Consider the following 19714-nt stretch of genomic DNA (forward strand, 5'->3'; position numbering starts at 1 on the left):
TCCCCGATGACTTCTTTCTCTGAGGAGACCCTTCAGTGCGCGAGCACGAGACGACCATGCGCCGTGGGCGCCCCAAGTTCGACGACGACGAACCGACTTTCGTAAAGCGCGGCCGGCTCGAGCCGGCCCTGCAGGAGGACCCCGATCTGCCCGAGGAGGGCGACCGCTGGTCCACCTGGGACGGCGCTCTGCACGGTCCCGATCCCCGGCCCGACTGGGTCCGTACCGAGTACGGCGCCGTCGACACCGAACTGGGGATGCTGAAGACCGGCAAGGAGGCCGACGTCTTCCTGGTCCGGCGCGCCATCCCGGGCACCGGCCAGATCAGCATGCTGGCCGCCAAGCGGTACCGCGACGGCGACCACCGGATGTTCCACCGGGACGCCGGCTATCTCGAGGGTCGCCGGGTCCGCCGGTCCCGGGAGATGCGGGCCATGACCAACCGGACCGCCTTCGGCAAGGAGATGATCTCCGGGCAGTGGGCGGCCGCCGAGTTCGGCGCGCTCAGCCGGCTGTGGCAGGTCGGCCAGGAGAGCGGGCTGATCTGCGTGCCCTACCCGGTGCAGCTGATCGGCACCGAGCTGATGCTGGAGTTCATCGGCGACTGGGAGACCGGTGAGGCGGCGCCACGGCTCGCCCAGGTGCGCGCCGACGCCGACGGGCTGGCCGACCTGTGGCGGCAGATGACCGACGCGCTGTCGGTGCTGGCCCGGGCACAGGTGGCGCACGGGGACCTGTCGCCCTACAACACCCTCGTCCACGACGGGCGGCTGGTGCTCATCGACCTGCCGCAGATCGTGGACGTGATCGCGAATCCGCGCGGCGGCGAGTTCATCGCGCGGGACGTGCGCAACGTGGCCGGCTGGTTCCGGCAACGGGGGCTGGCGGTCGACGAGGAGGCGCTGGTCGAGCGCCTGCACTACGAGGCGGGGCTGCTCTGAGCGCGGTCCCGTGCCGGCCACTGCCCGGCCCGCGGCCGCCGCGTCCACGGCGGCCGCGACCGGCGCCGGCTCACTGCACGTAGTTCTCCACCTCGTCGACGCTGTGGGCCTGCTCGGCGTCGGGGTCGTTCCCGGCCGAGCGGGCCGCACGGCGCCGGCGCAGCAGGTCCCAGCACTGATCCAGCGACTCCTCCAGCTCCCGGAGGCGGTTGTGCTCCTCGTCCGAGGAGATCTTGCCATCGCTCAGCTGACGGCGGAGCGTGTGCTCCTCGTCGACCAGGTCGCTGATGCGGCTCAGCACAGTCTTGTCATCCATTCCCGGAGCCTAAGCATCCGGGCCGGGCCGGTGGGCGCTCACCGCACCGATGTCACGCCGACATTAGGATCATGTGGTGACGCTTGAGGCTCAGCGGGAGCACATCCTCACCGGGCGGATGTACAACGACCTGACCCCGGAACTGATCGGTGCCCGGGCCCGGGCCGTGTTGCTGACCAGCGAATACAACGACAGCTTCGGCCGCCCGCAGGCGGAGCGCGAGGCCGTCCTGCGGCGGCTGCTGCGGTCGGTGGGGCGGGAGTGCCACTTCGAGCCGACGTTCCGGTGCGAGTTCGGGTTCAACATCAGCGTCGGCGACCACTTCTATGCCAACTTCGACTGCGTGATGCTCGACGGCGGCGGGATCACCATCGGCGACCATGTGCTGTTCGGGCCCCGGGTCGGCATCTACACCTCCAACCACGCGGTCGACGCGGCCGAGCGGGCGGCCGGGGCCTGCTACGCGAAACCGGTCGTCATCGGGAACAACGTCTGGGTCGGCGGCGGCGTCACCATCAACCAGGGCGTGACCGTCGGCGACGGGGCGATCATCGGATCCGGCAGCGTGGTCACGAAGTCCGTCCCGGCCGGGGTGATCGCGGCCGGGGTCCCGGCCCGGGTGCTGCGCGAGATCACCGCCGCCGACCGGACCGGCTACCGTCCCTGACATCGCACGCGGGGGAGGACACTGGTGGAGACACGGACGGATCCGGTCGAGATCCTGGCCCGGGTGGGCCGGCGAGACGGACGAGCCCGCGCCTTCGAGGTGTGGTGCTACCGGGCGCAGAAGGCCGGATGGCAGGTTGTGGTCGAGTCGACGGCGTTCGAGGACGACGGCGACGAGTGCGGGATCGTCCATGTCGAGGGCCTGCGCTACCGGATCCGGCACAGCCCGCGGGTCCGCCGCCAGGTGTACCACGTCGACTCCGGCCAGCACCTCATCTCGGTCGCCGTGGCCATGACGGCCGCCGGTGAGGTCGAGGGCCGGGTCACCCAGGGCGTCGAGTTCGACCACGCGGCCTGGGCCGAGCCCATCCTGTGACCATGGCGTCCTCCCGGGACGGACGGGCGCCGTGGAGCCGGAGGATCTGCTGTTCCACGCGGCCGACCTGACCTCGTCAGGTGACCTCCGAGCGGGTTCGTAGCGCAACCGCTCACGCACGTCGCCCGGGGTGGGGAGCGGTTTGGACGCGCCAGCGGCCAGCGAGTCGCGCCGGGCCCTCGGCGGGAGCAGCGGTCTGTGCCACCCGCTCAGGTGCGACATCGGGTTTTGCATCCGGAAAGCGGAACGCCCCGCCCTCCGTGAGTGGAGGACGGGGCGTCTCGGTGATCGTCAGCCGCGGAGCATCTTGCGGAGGACGTACTGGAGGATGCCGCCGTTGCGGTAGTAGTCCGCCTCGCCGGGGGTGTCGATGCGGACGACGGCGTCGAACTCGATGCCGGTGTCCGTCGTCACCTTGACCGTGCGCGGGGTGGAGCCGTTGTTCAGCTCGGTGACGCCGGCGAACGAGAAGGTCTCGGTGCCGGTGAGGCCGAGCGACGCGGCGTTCTGGCCCTGCGGGAACTGCAGCGGCAGCACGCCCATGCCGATCAGGTTGGAGCGGTGGATGCGCTCGTAGCTCTCGGCGATGACCGCGCGGACACCGAGGAGCATGGTGCCCTTGGCGGCCCAGTCACGCGACGAGCCCGAGCCGTACTCCTTGCCGGCCAGGATGACCAGCGGGATGCCGGCCTCCTGGTAGGCGACCGAGGCGTCGTAGATGGTGGTCTGCTCGCCGGTCAGGTGGTTGAGCGTGAAGCCACCCTCGACATCGTTCAGCAGCTGGTTGCGCAGCCGGATGTTGGCGAAGGTGCCACGGATCATGACCTCGTGGTTGCCGCGGCGCGAGCCGTAGCTGTTGAACTCGGCGCGCGGGACGCCGTTGGCCGCGAGGTACTTGCCGGCGGGCGAGTCCGGCTTGATCGAGCTGGCCGGGGAGATGTGGTCGGTGGTGACCGAGTCGCCCAGCTTGGCCAGGACGCGGGCGCCGGCGATGTCGGTCACCGGGCTCGGGTCGGCCTGCATGCCCTCGAAGTACGGGGGCTTGCGGACGTAGGTGGAGTCACCGGCCCAGGCGAAGGTGTCGCCGGTCGGGGTCGGCAGCGACTGCCACTGCTCGTCGCCGGCGAAGACGTCCTGGTACGCCGTGGAGAAGCCCTCGGCACCGATCGCCTGCGCGATGGTGTCGTCGATCTCCTGGTTGGTCGGCCAGATGTCGTCGAGGTACACCGGCTTGCCGTCCGAGCCCGTGCCGAGCGGCTCGGTGGTGATGTCGATGTCCATCGAGCCGGCCAGCGCGTAGGCGACCACCAGCGGCGGGGACGCCAGGTAGTTCATCTTGACGTCCGGGTTGATCCGGCCCTCGAAGTTCCGGTTGCCGGAGAGGACGCTGACCGCGGTCAGGTCGGCCTCGTTGATGGCGACCGAGACCTCCTCGGGCAGCGGGCCCGAGTTGCCGATGCAGGTGGTGCAGCCGTAGCCGACCAGGTTGAACCCGATCTTGTCCAGGTAGGGGGTCAGCCCGGCCCGGTCGTAGTAGTCGGAGACGACCTTGGAGCCGGGGGCCAGGGTGGTCTTGACCCACGGCTTGCGGGTCAGGCCCTTCTCCACCGCCTTCTTGGCGAGCAGCGCGGCACCGATCATGACCTGCGGGTTCGAGGTGTTGGTGCAGGACGTGATGGCGGCGATGACGACGGCGCCGTGGTCCAGTTCGTACTCCACGCCGTCTTCGCCCTTGACCAGGGTCGGCTTGGAGATGCGGCCCTTCGCGCCGTAGGCCGCGCTGAAGACCAGCGGCTTGTCGGCGTCGTCCTGCACGCCGTTGGCCGGCGAGTCGCTGGCCGGGAAGGACTCCTCGCTGGCCTCGTCGGCGTGGCCGTGCGGGGTGGCGTAGTTCGGCAGCGCCTGGCGGAAGGCGGACTTCGCCTCGCTCAGCAGGACCCGGTCCTGCGGGCGCTTCGGGCCGGCCAGCGACGGGACGATCGTCGACAGGTCCAGCTCGAGCTTCTCCGAGTAGTCCGGCTCGGCGTTCGGGTCCAGCCAGAGGCCCTGGCGCTTCGCGTACGCCTCGACGAGCGCCACCTGCTGCTCGGTGCGGCCGGTCAGCTTCAGATAGTCGATGGTCTGCTCGTCGATCGGGAAGATCGCGACGGTCGAGCCGTACTCCGGCGACATGTTGCCGATGGTGGCGCGGTTCGCCAGCGGGACGGCGCTCACGCCGGGGCCGTAGAACTCGACGAACTTGCTGACCACACCGTGCTTGCGCAGCATCTCGGTGATGGTGAGCACCAGGTCGGTGGCGGTGGTGCCGGCCGGCGCCTCGCCGAAGAGCTTGAAACCGACGACCCGCGGGATCAGCATGCTGACCGGCTGGCCCAGCATGGCGGCCTCGGCCTCGATGCCGCCGACGCCCCAGCCCAGCACGCCGAGGCCGTTGACCATGGTGGTGTGCGAGTCGGTGCCGACCACGGTGTCCGGGTAGGCCTGACCGTTGCGCTCCATGATGGTGCGGGCCAGGTACTCGATGTTGACCTGGTGCACGATGCCGGTGCCCGGCGGGACGACCTTGAACTCGTTGAACGCGGTCTGGCCCCAGCGCAGGAACTGGTAGCGCTCCTTGTTGCGCTGGTACTCCAGGTCCACGTTGCGCTGGAAGGCGTCCGCACGGCCGAACAGGTCGGCGATGACCGAGTGGTCGATGACCATCTCGGCCGGCGAGAGCGGGTTGACCTTGGTCGGGTCGCCGCCCAGGTCCTTCACGGCCTCGCGCATGGTGGCCAGGTCGACCACGCAGGGGACGCCGGTGAAGTCCTGCATCAGCACCCGTGCCGGGGTGAACTGAATCTCGACGTTCGGCTGTGCGTCCTTGTCCCAGCTGCCGAGCGCGTTGATGTGGTCGGCGGTGATGTTCGCGCCGTCCTCAGTGCGCAGCAGGTTCTCCAGGAGGATCTTCAAGGAGTAGGGCAGGCGATCGTGCCCCTTCACCTTGTCGATCGTGAAAATCTCGTAGCTCGCGTCTCCGACGCGCAGCTCGCTCTTCGCACCAAAGGTGTCGAGGCTGGCCACCGTCATCTCCTTCACACCCAGCGACTGGAAGTCAAGTCTTTCGCACCGAAAGGGCGACCTTCGGGTTAGGTTTGCCTAACTCTCGGTTGTGCGTGTCCGGTAAACCGTACGTCCGTCTTGTAAGCCCGTGCAAGGCGGGTCCCACGGGCCGAGTCTTCCAGCCCTTCATCGGGACGCCCGGAAAATGTCGTATCCCGCTGCGATGATGTGCCGGTGACAAGAGCCGATCCGCGATGGCTGATCGTGCACTACCGGCGCGACGACGGTGATTACGCGGACTGGGTGCTGCACGCCTGGGGCGACCTCGAGCCCGGTGCCGGCCCGGCCTATCCCGACGGCGTCCCGTTCGCGGGGGAGGACGAGTGGGGCCGCTTCGCCTGGGTGCCGCTGGCCCCCGACGCGCAGAAGGCCGGCTTCCTGGTGCTGAACCGCCGGGGCGCCAAGGACGTCGAGGCCGATCGCTGGGTCCCGGTGCGCGAGGCGAGCGAGATCTGGGTGACCGCCGGTGACCGGGCGATCTCCACCGTCGCGCCGGAGACCACGCCACCCGCCCCCGCCACCGTGGTGATCCACTACCGGCGGCCCGCCGGCGACTACGCCGGGTGGGGTCTGCACTGCTGGGAGGGTGTCTTCGTCAAGGACCGCACCCGCTGGGGCACGCCGCTGGCGCCCACCCGCTTCGACGCGTTCGGCGCGGTCTTCGAGGTTCCGGTCCGGCCCGGCGCCGTGGGCCTGCGCTATGTGCTGCACCGCGGCGAGGAGAAGGACCTGCCCGACGACCAGCGGCTCGACCTCACCGTCTGCCGGGAGGTGTGGCTGACCGCCGGGGTGCGGGCACCGGTCCGCCCCGACCTCGGGACCCTCGGGCCGGAGCTGGACCCGGCCCGGGCGCACGCCGTCTTCATCGACCGGACCACGGTGGCGCTGCCCGACTGGTTCGCCACCCGCGCGGCCACGTTCACGCTCGCCGGGCTGCCCCTGGCGCCCCGGCCCGGTGGCCTCTTCCAGGCGCAGAGCCGGCGGTTCCCGCACCTGCGGGCGTACCGCGCCTTCGCCGTGCCGGAGACGGACCTGGACCCGCTGCTGCGGGACCGTCTGCTGGTCGAGGGCCGGGACCACGCGGGTGAGGTGGTCGCGGTCACCGCGGTGCAGCTCGCCGGGGTGCTCGACGACCTCTACGAGCCCGCCACCGGGGCCGAGCTGGGCCCGGTGACCGAGGACCACGACCGGCCCCGGATCTCGGTGTGGGCGCCGACCGCCCGCACCGTGGAGCTGGAGCTGTTCAGGGACCCCGCCGACGAGCCACGGGTCCTGCCGATGGAGCGCGACGACACGACCGGCGTCTGGTCGATCACCGGCCGGCGCAAGTGGCTCGGCCGGTGGTACAGATTCCGTGTCCAGGTGTGGCAGCCGGCCGCACAGCGGGTGGTGACGACCAGCGTGACGGATCCGTACTCGGTGTCCCTGGCCGCCGACTCCACCCACAGCCAGCTGATCGACCTGGACGATCCGGCGTTGCGCCCACCCGGCTGGGACACCCTGGTCAAACCACCGGCGGTGGCCCCCGCCCGGATGCAGATCAGCGAGCTGTCGGTGCGCGACTTCTCCATCCTGGACGGCGCGGTGCCGGCCGCCGAGCGCGGCACCTACCTGGCCTTCGCCCACCCCGGGTCGGCCGGGATGCGCCACCTGCGCTCGCTCGCCGAGGCCGGGCTCACCCACGTGCACCTGCTGCCGGTCAACGACTTCGCCACCGTGCCGGACCGTCGCGCCGACCAGTCGGTGCCCGCCTGCGACCTGGCCACGTTCCCGCCGGACTCGCCGGAGCAGCAGCGGGCCGTCATGGCGGTCGCCGACACCGACGGGTTCAACTGGGGTTACGACCCCTGGCACTGGACGGCGCCGGAGGGCGGTTACGCCACCGACCCGGCCGGGCCGCACCGGATCGTCCAGCTGCGCCGGGCGGTGATGGCCCTCGGCGAGGCCGGGCTGCGGGTGGTCCTCGACGTCGTCTACAACCACACCATGCACGACGGGCTCGGCCGGTTCAGCGTCCTCGACCGGATCGTGCCCGGCTACTACCACCGGCTGCTCGCCGACGGCAGCACCGCCGAGTCCTCCTGCTGCCCCAACACCGCGACCGAACACGCCATGATGGACCGGCTCGTCGTCGACTCGCTGGTCACCTGGGCGCGGCACTACAAGATCGACGGGTTCCGGTTCGACCTGATGGGCCACCACCCGAAGGCCAACATCCTGCGCGTCCAGGAGGCGCTCGGCCCCGACGCGGTGCTCTACGGGGAGGGGTGGAATTTCGGGGAGGTGGCCTACGACGCCCGGTTCGTCCAGGCCACCCAGGTCAACATGGCCGGCACCGGCGTCGCCACGTTCAACGACCGGCTACGGGACGCGCTGCGCGGCGGCGGCGCGTTCGGCGACGACCCGGGCGTGCGCGGGTTCGCCACCGGGCTCGGCTCGGCCACGCCGCTGTGGCTGCACGACCGGATCAAGGTGGGGCTGTCCGGGGCGCTCACGACGTACCGGTTCGTCAACCACGACGGGGTGGAGCGCAGCGGCGCCCAGATCGACTACAACGGCTCACCGTGCGGCTACGCCCACGCCCCCGGCGAGGCGGTCAACTATGTGGACGCCCACGACAACGAGATCCTGTACGACGCCATGGCGTTCAAGCTCCCCCCGGACACGTCCCAGCTGGACCGCGCCCGGATGCAGATCCTCGCCCTGTCCTTCGTGGTGCTGGGCCAGGGCGCCGGGTTCGTGGCGCTCGGCACCGAGCTGCTGCGGTCCAAGTCGCTGGACCGGAACTCCTACAACTCCGGCGACTGGTTCAACCAGATCCGCTGGGATCCGAGTCTGGGCAACGGGTTCGGCGTGGGCCTGCCGCCGGAGCCCGACAACGCCGACAAGTGGGACTATGCCCGCCCACTGCTCGCCGACCCGGGCCTGGTGCCCCGGCCCGACGTGATCGAGCTGACCGCCGAGCGCTACCGGGAACTGCTCCGCATCCGCCGGTCCTCGCCGGTCTTCGGGCTGCCCACCGCTGAGGAGGTGCAGCGGCGCCTGTCGTTCCCGCTCGGCGGCCCGCGGGAGCCGCCCGGCGTGATCGTGATGTGCCTGGACGGCACCGGCCTGGACGCCCGCTGGAGCCGGGTCGTGGTGGTGTTCAACGCCACCACCGAGCCGGCCCGGCCGGGGCTGCCCGAGCCGGGGTCGTTGCGCCCGCATCCGGAGCAGACCGGCTCGGCGGATCCGGTGCTGCGCGCCGCCACACCGCACGAGGTGCCGGCCCGGTCGGTCGCGGTCTTCGTCAGTGACACCGTCTGAGCAGGGAGATACATGTCCGTCGAGGAGAACGTGCGGGTCGCCGTGGCGCGTGGCGAGCACGACTGGACCACCCTGGTGGAGGAGTGCGCCGAGGACTTCAGCGGCGAGATCGAACCGGAGAAGATCCGTGCGCTGGCCACCCAGCACTTCGCGGCCCACCTCAACGCACAGGCGGGCTGGCCGCGGCGGACCGACAGCGACCGGCTCACCGACGCGTTCCGCGCGCTGGACACCGCCGGCATCACCGCCCGGCAGGACTTCTCCTGCTGCCAGAACTGCGGGGTCGCCGAGCTGCGCGACGCCCCGGGCCGGGGTTTCGTCTTCTACCACCAGCAGGATGCCGAGCGGGCGGCCGGCGGCGGCACCCTGTGGCTCGCCTTCGGCCCGGACGTCGAGACCGGGCAGGAGGTGGTGGCCGCGCTGCGCGCCGAGGGCCTGCACGTGGACTGGGACGAGTCGGCCGGCCAGCGGATCCACGTGCGGCTGCGGTGGGCCCGCCCCCGGTACGGACGGATGGCCGCCCACCCGTCCGAGCCGGACGGCCGGGAGATCGGCGTCGAGGTGGTCAGCGGCCGGCACCGCGTCCCCGGGCGGGTCCCGGCGGCCGTGCTCGGCGAGGTCGAGCTGCCCTGGCTGCCCGCCGGGGTCGAGCTCGAGCTCACCGACGGCGAGCGGTCGGTGGCGGTGCACCGGGAGTTCGACCGGCTGATCGGCGGCGACCGTGCGGTGGGCCGGTTCGACGGGCTGCGGCTGCTGGAGGAGGACGGGGAGAGCGGGGAGCCGCCGGACGAGGCGGGGCTGATCGAGGTGACGTACCAGACCCTGCCGGGCGGGCCCGCCGAACCCGCCGGGCGGCCGATGACGATCGCCGAGGTCACCGACGTGCTGCGGCGGCTGCCCCCGCGGACCGGGTCGTGGCTCAGCGCGGTCGGCCGGTCCGGCGGGTGCGTGCAGGTGGCCTGGGAGGAGGGCGGGCTGTGGCTGGAGACGCCGGACGTCGGCGCGGCCGCGTCGGTCGGCAAGCACGCCACCCTCGACGAGGCGGAGCGGATGTTCGGTGTGCTGGCCGATGAGGACCGGGTCGCCGTCCGGGATCTGCCGGATGTGATCAGCCGGCCCTGGTGACGAGCCGGAGCACGGCGGACGGGCGCGCCTGCGCTAGATTGCGCCGCGTGGGAGTTCTGCGGTTCGAGCGTGTGCTGTTCGCGGTGGTCGTCGCCGGGCTGGCCGGGGGGTGTACGTCCTCCCCGGACAGTGAGCCGGTCATTCAGGATCCGCCGCCGTCGACGGCCGCGTCCGCGCCGGCGTGGACCGAGCCCTCGGCCTACAGCTTCGTGCTGACCCGGGGCTGCGACGCCGCCGCGCCGCTGGGCCGTTACCAGGCCACCGTCTCCGGCGGGGTGGTGACCGGCTCGCAGCGGGTCGGCGCCTCCGCCGCGGCGCCGACCGCCTCGGCCGCCGTCGACCTCGGCCCGGCGACCGGGCAGGAGGGCGAGGAGATCGAGGTGCCGACGCTGGGCGAGCTGGTCGCCATGGCGGAGACCGCCGAGGAGGACGGGGCCGAGGTGGCCACCGAGTTCGACCTCACCGACGGTCATCCGGCCAAGGTGACCATCAACGTCACCGACACGGCGGACGGTGCCGAGTGCTGGATCATCTCCGACTACCGGAGAGGCTGACTCAGCCGGGCAGGCGGGGGCCCGCCTCACGCTGCGCCGCGAGCCACTGCTCCACCTCGCCGGAGGAGCGCGGCAGGCCCGCCGACAGGTTGCGGCAGCCGTCCGCGGTCACCAGGACGTCGTCCTCGATGCGGACGCCGACGCCGCGCAGCTCCTCGGGCACCAGCTCGTCCTCCGGCTGGAAGTAGAGGCCCGGCTCGACGGTGAGCACGTAGCCCTCCTTCAGCTCGCCCTCCCGGTACGTCTCGTTCCGTGCCGCCGAGCAGTCGTGCACGTCGATGCCGAGCATGTGGCCGAAGCCGTGCAGTGTCCACCGCCGGTAGACCGTGCTGTCGTCGGCCATCGCCTGGTCCACGCCGACCGGTAGCAGGCCCAGGTCGTGCAGGCCCTCGGCGAGCACCCGCATGCAGACCTTGTGCACGTCGCGGAAGACCACGCCCGGCTTGATCGCGTCCATGCCGGCCTGCTGGGAGGCGTGGACGATGTCGTACACCTGGCGCTGCAACGGGGTGAAGACGCCGTTGACCGGAACCGTCCGGGTCACGTCGGCGGTGTAGAGGTTGTGGCCCTCCACGCCCATGTCCATCAGCAGCAGCTCACCCGGCACCGTCACACCGTTGTTGCGCACCCAGTGCAGGATCGTCGCGTGCGGGCCGGCGCCCACGATCGAGGTGTAGCCGACGTCGTTGCCGTCGTGCCGGGCGCGCAGCCCGAACACGCCCTCCAGCAGCCGCTCCCGGACACCCCGGTCGGCCGGCAGGACGCGGGCCACGTCCTCGAAGCCGCGCACCGTGGCGTCGATGGCGGCCTGCAGCTGGGCGATCTCCCACTCGTCCTTGACCAGCTTGAGCTCGGAGATCACATGGGCCAGCTCACGGTCGCGGAGCTTGGAACGATCCGGCTCGTACGGCAGGATGGCGCGGTCCACATTCGGGTCCAGCCCGCGCAGCACCCGGGTCCGGCCCGGCGCCGACCCGGCCAGCGCCGGGCCCAGGGCGCCCAGGGCGGCGGTGGGCAGGCCCAGCTCGGTCGACTTCTCGGCCAGCGTGTGCGTGCGCCCGACCCAGAGCTCGCCGTTGCGGTCCCGGAAGAAGCGGTCGGTGTCCTTGGAGTTCCGCTGCCGGGTGTAGAGCACCGCGTCGTGGCCGGAGCCGCTCGGGTGCAGGATGAGCACGCTGTCCGGGTCGTGGTCACCGGTCAGGTAGAAGAAGTCGCTGCCCGGGCGGAAGTGGTAGTCGGTGTCGTTGGCCCGCACCTTCTCGTTGCCGCTCGGGATGACCAGCGTCTCGCCGGGGAACGCCTCGGAGAGCGCGGCCCGCCGCTTCGCGTAGTTGGGCACCTCGGGCAGTGGTGCGACGGTGAGCGGATCCTCCCGCCAGCCCTGGCGCATGAAGCTCAGGAACGCCTCGGGGAAGTCCGGGTCGTGCGACTCGGTCTTCGTGGGCTGGGTGCCGCTGTTCTCGGCCGTCATGGGGGTGCCTCCGTTCTCGGTGCCACCGACGTTACCGCCTGGGCCGCCCAGCCCGGCAGGGCCGGGCGGTGTTCGGTCAGCGGCCGGGCCGTTCCCCGTACTGCGGGAGCGCGCCCCTGGTCAGGCAGGCCAGCCGTGCCCCCGCGGTGCCCGCCTCACCCGGCCCGGTGTGGGTGTGTTCGGCGTGCAGCACCAGCGACCACGGCGCCCGTTTCATGTCGAACATCCAGTCCTGTGCACTCACCGAGCGGCCCACCCCGTTGCGGTCGGCGGTGAAGTCCAGCCAGACCTCGTTGTGCGGGTTGGCGTAGGCCGGGTCCACCGACGGGCGGCCCGGTCCGGCGGCCGGATCCCGGTGGTGCTGGTAGTGCGGCCCGGCGGCGGCCGGATCCCTGCCGCACCTGCTGGTGTGCACGTGCGCCCCGTACGCCCGTCCCGGGATCAGGCCGGTGGCCAGCAGCTCCACCCGTACCCCGGCTCCGGTCCTCTCGGCCGTGACCGTGGCCCGCGCGCCCGGCGGGACCAGCGTGGGTTGATAGGTGATCGCGGTGGCGCCCGCGTGCCAGCGTTTGAACGTGCCCTCGAACTCGTGCCTGGGCAGGGCGGCGCTCGCGGCGGGCGCGGAGAGCAGGCTCAGCGCGAGCGGCGCCGTGAGAATCAACAGACGACCATTCATCCGATAATTATCCCAAATTCACCCATATAGGCCTCGTCGATGGCGGGTACTGGCCCGTCGGTGCCCCGCGACGGATGAGAGGCTGACCGGCATGGGCTACGCGATGGTGATGGGCGAGGCGCTGATCGACCTCCTCGAAGCCGATCTCGACGGCGAGCGCGTCTACCGCCAGGCGATCGGCGGCGCCCCGCTCAACGTGGCCGTCGGCGTGGCCCGGCTCGGCGGCGAGGCCCGCTACGCCGGCACGATCGGCGACGACACGCTCGGCGACCGGATCGCGGTCTTCCTCCGCGAGACCGGCGTCGGCGATCGAGGGGTACGCCGGGTGCCCGTCCCCACCACCCTGGCCGTGACCACCTTCGAAGGCGCCGAGCCGACCTTCACCTTCTACGGCGAGCCGCCGTCCTACGCCCTGCTCGCCCCGGCCGACCTGGACCCGGCCGAGGTGGCCGGTGCCGCGGTCCTCTATGCCGGCTCGATCAGCCTGCTGCGCCGCCCGTTCCTGGACGCCGCCCGCGCGGCCTGGGCCGTCCCCGGTCCGCTGCGCGTCTTCGACCCCAACGTGCGGCCCACCCTGCTCCCCGACACCGCCGCCGTGACCGCGCTGCGTGACCTCGCCGAGGAGTTCTTCGCCACCGCCGACCTCGTCAAACTGAGTGCCGCCGACGCCGTGACGCTCTACGGCGAACCCGATCCGGCGGCCGCCGCCGCGCACGTCCGCTCCCTCGGCGCGGCCACCGTCGTGGTGACCGACGGCGCGCGGGGCGCCCACCTCGCCACCGCCGACGGCGCCGTCACGCTCCCCGCGCCGAAGGTCGACGCGGTCGACGCCACCGGCGCCGGCGACTCGGTGATGGCCGCCCTGATCAGCCGCCTGCTCTCCACCGGCGGGCCCACCACCCGGAGCCACGTCGACTTCGCCCTGTCGGTGGCCGGCCTCGTCTGCGAACGCCGGGGCGGCGCCACGGCCATGCCCACCCCGGCCGACCTGGAGAGCCGCTGGGGCTCTCGCTGAAGATCGGTCGCCCGGGAGGTCAGTCGCCGAAGGCGCGGGCGATGAAGCGCTGCCGGTCGAGGACCATCCGTTCCAGGCGGACCTCGGCCACCAGCAGCTCGCCGTCGTGGACGGTCACTTCGAAGAGGAGCTTGCGCCCGTCCACCTTGGTCAGCGTGGCCTGGGCGACGACCCGGCGACCGAGCGGCGTGGGCGCCCGGTGCTCGACCTCCGCCCGGGTGCCGACCGTGGTGATGCCGCCGGGGATCTGGCGGGCGGTCGCCGCGACCGTCGCCGCCTCGGCCAGGGCGAGCACCCGGGGCGTGCCGAGCACCGGCACGTCACCGGAGCCGAGGGACTGTGCGGTGTCGGCGTCGGTGACCAACAACTCGACCCGGGCGCTGAGACCGGGCGCGAACTCCGGAGGCTCCATTGTCAAAGCTTAAGGCTGTTCGGGCCGTTGCCAGAACGTCTCTTCCGTGGCCGGGACCGGGACGGCCGGTACGGGCGGGGCGGAGCGGGCCCGGCGGGCGCGCAGAGCGAGCTGATCGGCGATGGCGTAGGCCTCGGCCAGGGGCCGGTCGTGAGCCGCACCGGCGTGACCGCCGGCGGTGTCCGCGTACACCGTGGCCAGTCCCAGGCGGCGCTGCACCGGGCCCTGGACGACGCGGACGCTCTGCATCCGTGCGTACGGGATCAGGGCCGTCTCGCGGGTGATCCGCCCGGAGCGGGAGACGAAGACGTCGGCCGCCAGGCCGGCACCCAGGAAACGCAGCCCGAAGGGATGCAGCAGGCGGGCCCGCGGCGGGGGCGGCGAGGTGGCCAGGGTGGCCAGGTCGACGCCGGGGAGCGCGGCGGCGACCAGGGCGCGGGCGGTCGGCAGGTCACCGACCGGCATGAGGCGGTCGGAGCTCTTGTCGTCGCCGGGCTCGGGACCGGACAGGCCGGCGATGTCCATCCGCAGGCGCATCCACCCTTTGGCCCGCCAGAGGAACGGCCAGGTGAGCCGCACCGCCTGCACCCGGTTCGGCGGCACCAGCTGGCTGCGCGTCTCGGTGAGGCCGTAGTGCAGCACCAGCCGGTCGCCGTTCTCCCGGGCGAGCTGGAAGTCCCAGTCGCGCAGCACCCGCCGGATCGGCTGGAGGAGGACACCGGCCATCGCGGTCACCGTGCTGGCGATGCCGATGAACGTCCACGAGCCCTCCAGCAGGAACTGGGCGGACACCCAGGCCACACCGAACGGCAGGAGGATCGCCTGCGGGGTGAGCAACTGGCTGATCAGCAGGTCGTGGTTGCGCACCCGGTAGAGCGGCGCGCCACCGGCCGGCTCGTCCGCGGTGGTGGCGGTGTCCACCGGGGCGGCCCGCCCGGACAGCGCCAGCAGCCGCTCCCGCAGGGTGGCCGCGTCCCGCACGGTCAGGTAGGCGAGCGGGGCCTCCGCCTTGTTGCCGCCGACCACCTCGAGCCGCAGCTCGGCCAGGCCGCTGATCTGGGCGAGCAGGGGCCGGCGCAGCTCCACGGCCTGGAGCCGGTCGAGCGGGATGGCCCGGTTGCGCCGCCAGACCAGGCCCTCGGTGATCCGCAGCTCCCGGGCGACGACGTGGTACCCGGTGTTCCACCAGCCGACCGCCGAGAAGATCACCACCCCGACCGCGAGCGCCAGCACGATGAGCGCGAAGTCGGTCGCCCCGACCTGCCCGAGGGTCTGCCAGGAGAGCGCCGCCACGATCACGGCGATGCTCTTGGCGCCTTTCAGCAGCGGGCTGAGCGGGTGCAGGCGCTGGCGCGGCTCGACCTCCGGCGCCGGCCGCCCGGACGTGACGGGATGCCCGGTGTCGCTCACAGGCCCTCGGCCCGGTCCTCGCCGAGGGCGGTGAGCCGGTCCCGGAGGCGGGCCGCCTCCTCCGGCGGCAGCCCGGGCACCCGGGCGTCGCTGGCCGCCGCGGCCGTGTGCAGTTGCACCGTGGCCAGGCCGAACGCGCGCTCCAGCGGCCCGGCGGTGACGTCCACGTACTGCATCCGCGCGTACGGCACGATCGACAGGTGGCGGACCACCAGACCGTGCCGCACCAGCAGGTCGTTGTCGCGCTCGGCGTAACCCCACGCCCGGACCGCCCGGACGGCCACGCCGGCGCGCCAGAGGCCGAGGACCAGGACCGCGGCCATGCCCCACAGCCAGGCGCTCTGGCCGCCGATGATCCGGCCGGCGAGCAGGCCGCCGAGCAGCACGGCGGTCCAGGTGGCGACGCCGATCAGGTGCACGATGATCAGCCGGCTGGAGAGCGGACGCCAGATGACGGTGTCCGGCCAGGGTTCGAGGGCATCGACGACGGTTCGCGCGGGCGGCTCGCTCACCCTTGAAGCCTAAGAGATGATCGCGTCTCCCGACGAGGTGAAGGGGGTGACCTCACGCAGGAACCCGCGGGCCTCCAGGAAAGAGCCGAGCGAGGCCCGGTGCTCGTCGCAGGCCAGCCAGGTCTTCCGCCGCTCCGGAGTGTGGATCTTCGGGTTGTTCCACCGCAGCTGCCAGACCGCGGGCGCACGGCAGCCCTTGGCGGAGCACTGGGGGTTGATCTCCTCGACCATGCCGTAGACATTACGGAACGGGAGTTTGAGCGCCGGGCGGCCACGGGGGAAGCCGCCCGGCGACGAGCCAAATGCTACACGCATCCCATGGTCGCGTATCCACCCGGTGACCGTGCCCGATCCGGCGGATCGCGCAGAAAGATCAACACAATCGGCCCATGGCGCCGTGGGCTGCGCGGATCAGAGGGTTCCGGGATGATGACGGCCGGATGACGACGGGCCGCTCTAGGCTGGGCGGCGCCGCTGGGACCGGCTCTTGGGAACCTCCCAGCCGTGTGTTGTCGTATGTCGTGTAAGTCTTGAGCGTCGGCGTCGAAGAGCCGGCGCATCTCGACCGTTGTGGAGGACCGGTGGCGCAGCCGAGCACGCCCGAGACCGAGACGAGCGACGGGTCCGGGGCGCCCGTGCCCCCGGCGCACGACGCGTCGCAGCTCGAGCGCGCGATGTTCGAGGTCAAGCGGGTCATCGTGGGCCAGGACCGGATGGTCGAGCGGATGTTCGTGGGCCTGCTGGCCCGCGGTCACTGCCTGCTCGAGGGCGTGCCCGGCGTGGCCAAGACCCTCGCGGTGGAGACCCTGGCCAAGGTGGTCGGCGGCACGTTCTCCCGGGTGCAGTTCACCCCGGACCTGGTGCCGGCCGACATCGTCGGCACCCGGATCTACCGGCAGTCGAGCGAGCAGTTCGACGTGGAGCTGGGCCCGGTCTTCGTCAACTTCCTGCTGGCCGACGAGATCAACCGGGCGCCGGCCAAGGTGCAGTCGGCGCTGCTCGAGGTGATGGCCGAGCACCAGGTGTCGATCGGCGGCAAGAGCTACGACGTGCCCGACCCGTTCCTGGTGATGGCCACCCAGAACCCGATCGAGCAGGAGGGCGTCTACCCGCTGCCGGAGGCGCAGCGGGACCGCTTCCTCATGAAGATCATCGTGGGCTACCCGACGGACAGCGAGGAGCGGGAGATCGTCTACCGGATGGGGGTGAGCGCCCCGGAGCCGAAGCAGATCTTCACCCCGGAGGACCTGCTCGCCCTCCAGGGCCGCGCCGACCAGGTGTTCGTGCACAACGCGCTGGTGGACTACACGGTGCGGCTGGTGCTGGCCACCCGGGCCCCGGCACAGCACGGCATGCCGGACGTCGCCCAGCTGATCCAGTACGGGGCGAGCCCCCGCGCCTCGCTCGGCATCGTCCGGGCCACCCGGGCGCTGGCGCTGCTGCGCGGCCGTGACTACGCGCTGCCCCAGGACGTGCAGGACATCGCCCCGGACATCCTGCGCCACCGGCTGGTGCTCAGCTACGACGCGCTGGCCGACGACATCCCGGCCGACCACATCGTGGCCCGGATCATGCAGATGGTGCCGCCGCCGCAGGTCTCCTCCCGGCAGGGCTCCGGGCCGAACGGTGGGCCCCCGGTCGCGCTGCCGGTCCCGCCCGGCCCGATGACCCCGGTCCCGGCCGGTGCGGCGCAGTCCGCGCAGTACGTGGCCGGCCCGGCCGGTCCGCAGCCCACCAGCGGCGTCCCGGCGGGCGTGTTCGACAACGGCCGGCCCCAGCCGCCGGCCGGTCCCTGGCCCGCCCCCGGTCACCCCGGACAGCAATGATCCGGCCCGGCACGGCGGTGCCGGTCGCCCCGGAGGAGGCGGTCCGGGCCGAGGCCGTCCTCGCCAAGCTGCAACTGCTGGTCACCCGGAAACTCGACGGCCTGCTCCAGGGGGACTACGCCGGCCTGCTGCCCGGCCCGGGCAGTGAGGCGGGCGAGTCGCGGGAGTACCGGCCGGGCGACGACGTGCGCCGGATGGACTGGCCGGTGACCGCCCGGACCACACTGCCGCACGTCCGCCGCACGGTGGCCGACCGCGAACTGGAGACCTGGCTGGCCGTGGACCTGTCGGCGAGCCTCGACTTCGGCACCGCGAAATGGCTCAAACGGGACCTGGTGCTCGCCGCCGCCACCGCGATGGCCCATCTCACCGTCCGGGGCGGCAACCGGATCGGCGCCGTGGTGGGCACCGGCTCCGGCGTACCGGAGAGGAAGGTGAGCCGGAGCTGGTGGCGCCGTAGGCCGGAGACGGTGGGTGACCCGGCGCCGGGCGGCCCGGTTCTGCGGCTGCCCGCGCGGGCCGGCCGTAAGGAGGCGCAGGGCCTGCTGCGGGCGATCGCCCGGACCGAGAGCCGGCCCGGCCGCGCCGACCTCGGCGAGCTGATCGACATGCTGAACCGGCCGCCCCGGCGGCGCGGCGTGGCCGTGGTGATCTCCGACTTCCTGGCCCCGGTGGAGGGCTGGGCCCGGCCGGTGCGCAAGCTCGGCGTCCGGCACGACGTGCTCGCCATCGAGGTGGTCGACCCGCGTGAGCTGGAGCTGCCGGACGTCGGGGTGCTGACCCTGGCCGATCCGGAGTCCGGGATGCTGCACGAGGTGCAGACCGCCGATCCGGGGCTGCGCCGGCGGTACGCGGAGGCGGCGGGTGAGCAGCGCGCCGCGATCGCCCGTGCGCTGCGCGCCGCGGGCGCGGCCCACCTGCGGCTGCGCACCGACACCGACTGGCTGCTCGACATGGTCCGCTTCGTGGCCGCTCAGCGCCACGCCCGTACCCGAGGGACCACACGATGATCCGTTTCCTGGAGCCGTGGTGGCTGCTGACGCTGCTGCCGGTCCTGGCCATGGCCGGGCTGTACGTCTGGCGGCAGTTCCGCAAGCGGCAGTACGCGATGCGCTTCACCAACGTCGACCTGCTCCGCACCCTCGCCCCGAAGGGCCTGGGCTGGCGCCGGCACGTCTCGGCGGGCGCGTTCCTGCTGATGATGGGCGCGCTGGCGGCGGCCACCGCCCGTCCCTCGGTGGACACCGAGGAGCCACTGGAGCGGGCCACCGTGATGCTGGCCATCGACGTGTCGCTGTCGATGCAGGCCGAGGACGTGGCGCCGAGCCGGATCGAGGCGGCGCAGGAGGCCGCGAAGGCGTTCGTGGCCGAGCTGCCGCCCAGCTACAACCTGGGCCTGGTGTCGTTCGCGAAGGCGGCGAACGTGCTGGTCGCGCCGACCAAGGACCGGTCCGCGGTGATCAGCGCGATCGACGGGCTGACGCTGGCCGAGGCGACCGCCACCGGTGAGGCGGTGTTCACCTCGCTGGACGCCATCCGGATGGTGCCGGCCGACGGCGCGGACGGCGCCCCGCCCGCCCGGATCGTGCTGCTCTCCGACGGCTACCGCACGTCGGGCCGCTCGATCGAGGACGCGGCGACCGCGTCGGCGCAGGCCAACGTGCCGGTGTCGACGATCGCGTTCGGCACCGACACCGGTGTGGTCGACATCCGCGGCTCGGTGCAGCGGGTGCCGGTGGACCGCCTCTCCCTGCAGGAGCTGGCCGAGAACACCGACGGCTACTTCTACGAGGCGGCCTCGGTGAGCGAGCTCAAGCAGGTCTACGAGGACATGGGCAGCTCGATCGGGCACCGGACCGAGCCACGCGAGGTGACACGGTGGTACGCCGCCGTGGGCCTGCTGCTGGGGCTGGCCGGCGCGGCGATGAGTCTGCTGTGGACGTCCCGCTTGCCCTAGGTGATTGATTCCTGAATCTTTGCTGGCGGAGTTGTGCCCTGGCGTGACT

General features: G+C 72.3%; 17 protein-coding genes and 1 pseudogene. 10 read left to right on the forward strand and 8 right to left on the reverse strand.

Annotated features, from left to right (window positions below; all coding sequences use genetic code 11):
• Positions 1-35 precede the first annotated feature (35 nt).
• The gene (locus BJ964_RS18945) at positions 36-941 is read left to right on the forward strand and encodes a serine protein kinase RIO (RefSeq protein ID WP_407650811.1); all 906 of its coding nucleotides are present in this window, start codon (positions 36-38) and stop codon (positions 939-941) included.
• Positions 942-1011: 70 nt separating this feature from the next.
• Here the strand turns inward: BJ964_RS18945 and BJ964_RS18950 are convergent, their stop codons facing one another.
• The gene (locus BJ964_RS18950) at positions 1012-1257 is read right to left on the reverse strand and encodes a DUF2630 family protein (protein WP_188121896.1); all 246 of its coding nucleotides are present in this window, start codon (positions 1255-1257) and stop codon (positions 1012-1014) included.
• 76 nt (positions 1258-1333) lie between these two features.
• On the opposite strand from BJ964_RS18950, the gene BJ964_RS18955 reads away from it, so the two are divergent.
• On the forward strand, positions 1334-1924 hold the full coding sequence (locus tag BJ964_RS18955; RefSeq protein ID WP_188121897.1) for a sugar O-acetyltransferase: 591 nt from the start codon (positions 1334-1336) through the stop codon (positions 1922-1924).
• A gap of 24 nt (positions 1925-1948) precedes the next feature.
• Positions 1949-2299, forward strand: coding sequence for a hypothetical protein (locus BJ964_RS18960; protein ID WP_188121898.1), 351 nt, complete (start codon positions 1949-1951; stop codon positions 2297-2299).
• A 291-nt stretch (positions 2300-2590) separates the two neighbouring features.
• Here the strand turns inward: BJ964_RS18960 and acnA are convergent, their stop codons facing one another.
• On the reverse strand, positions 2591-5368 hold the full coding sequence (gene acnA / locus BJ964_RS18965) for an aconitate hydratase AcnA (protein WP_188121899.1): 2778 nt from the start codon (positions 5366-5368) through the stop codon (positions 2591-2593).
• A 207-nt stretch (positions 5369-5575) separates the two neighbouring features.
• Here acnA and pulA point away from each other — a divergent pair.
• The 3 genes and pseudogenes from pulA to BJ964_RS18980 all read left to right on the forward strand — a co-directional run.
• Positions 5576-8707, forward strand: a pseudogene (gene pulA, locus BJ964_RS18970) (pullulanase-type alpha-1,6-glucosidase); the annotation flags it as partial.
• 12 nt (positions 8708-8719) lie between these two features.
• Positions 8720-9832, forward strand: coding sequence for a DUF6891 domain-containing protein (locus tag BJ964_RS18975; RefSeq protein WP_188121901.1), 1113 nt, complete (start codon positions 8720-8722; stop codon positions 9830-9832).
• A gap of 47 nt (positions 9833-9879) precedes the next feature.
• Positions 9880-10386 carry a hypothetical protein gene (locus tag BJ964_RS18980; protein WP_188121902.1) on the forward strand — a complete coding sequence of 169 codons (507 nt, stop codon included), beginning with the start codon at positions 9880-9882 and terminating at the stop codon, positions 10384-10386.
• 1 nt (position 10387) lies between these two features.
• Here BJ964_RS18980 and BJ964_RS18985 read toward each other — a convergent pair whose 3' ends face one another.
• Complete coding sequence (locus BJ964_RS18985; RefSeq protein WP_188121903.1) at positions 10388-11857, reverse strand: aminopeptidase P family protein; 1470 nt, start codon at positions 11855-11857, stop codon at positions 10388-10390.
• Positions 11858-11933: 76 nt separating this feature from the next.
• Entirely contained in the window at positions 11934-12533 is a 600-nt protein-coding gene (locus BJ964_RS18990; RefSeq protein ID WP_188121904.1) for a superoxide dismutase family protein, read from the reverse strand.
• 91 nt (positions 12534-12624) lie between these two features.
• On the opposite strand from BJ964_RS18990, the gene BJ964_RS18995 reads away from it, so the two are divergent.
• Complete coding sequence (locus tag BJ964_RS18995; RefSeq protein ID WP_188121905.1) at positions 12625-13548, forward strand: carbohydrate kinase family protein; 924 nt, start codon at positions 12625-12627, stop codon at positions 13546-13548.
• A 19-nt stretch (positions 13549-13567) separates the two neighbouring features.
• Here the strand turns inward: BJ964_RS18995 and BJ964_RS19000 are convergent, their stop codons facing one another.
• The 4 genes from BJ964_RS19000 to BJ964_RS19015 are packed head-to-tail and all read right to left on the reverse strand — an operon-like array spanning position 13568 to position 16197.
• Positions 13568-13966, reverse strand: coding sequence for a thioesterase family protein (locus tag BJ964_RS19000; protein WP_229807064.1), 399 nt, complete (start codon positions 13964-13966; stop codon positions 13568-13570).
• Between the two features lie 3 nt (positions 13967-13969).
• Positions 13970-15370, reverse strand: coding sequence for a PH domain-containing protein (locus BJ964_RS19005; RefSeq protein WP_188121907.1), 1401 nt, complete (start codon positions 15368-15370; stop codon positions 13970-13972).
• Positions 15367-15882, reverse strand: a complete 516-nt coding sequence (locus BJ964_RS19010) for a PH domain-containing protein (protein WP_188121908.1) — start codon at positions 15880-15882, stop codon at positions 15367-15369. The genes BJ964_RS19005 and BJ964_RS19010 overlap by 4 nt, the downstream gene beginning before the upstream one ends.
• Before the next feature lie 9 nt (positions 15883-15891).
• Positions 15892-16197 carry a hypothetical protein gene (locus BJ964_RS19015; RefSeq protein WP_229807065.1) on the reverse strand — a complete coding sequence of 102 codons (306 nt, stop codon included), beginning with the start codon at positions 16195-16197 and terminating at the stop codon, positions 15892-15894.
• Positions 16198-16463: 266 nt separating this feature from the next.
• Between BJ964_RS19015 and BJ964_RS19020 the strand changes: the two genes are divergently transcribed.
• Genes BJ964_RS19020 through BJ964_RS19030 form a run of 3 tightly spaced genes read left to right on the forward strand, consistent with a single transcriptional unit; the run spans position 16464 to position 19665 of the window.
• Entirely contained in the window at positions 16464-17708 is a 1245-nt protein-coding gene (locus BJ964_RS19020; protein WP_229807066.1) for an AAA family ATPase, read from the forward strand.
• Complete coding sequence (locus tag BJ964_RS19025) at positions 17675-18718, forward strand: DUF58 domain-containing protein (RefSeq protein WP_407650847.1); 1044 nt, start codon at positions 17675-17677, stop codon at positions 18716-18718. Before BJ964_RS19020 ends, BJ964_RS19025 begins: the two co-directional genes overlap by 34 nt.
• Complete coding sequence (locus tag BJ964_RS19030) at positions 18715-19665, forward strand: 26S proteasome regulatory subunit RPN10 (RefSeq protein WP_188121910.1); 951 nt, start codon at positions 18715-18717, stop codon at positions 19663-19665. Before BJ964_RS19025 ends, BJ964_RS19030 begins: the two co-directional genes overlap by 4 nt.
• Positions 19666-19714 lie beyond the last annotated feature (49 nt).

This window comes from Actinoplanes lobatus (genome assembly GCF_014205215.1).
Taxonomy (GTDB): Bacteria; Actinomycetota; Actinomycetes; order Mycobacteriales; family Micromonosporaceae; genus Actinoplanes; species Actinoplanes lobatus.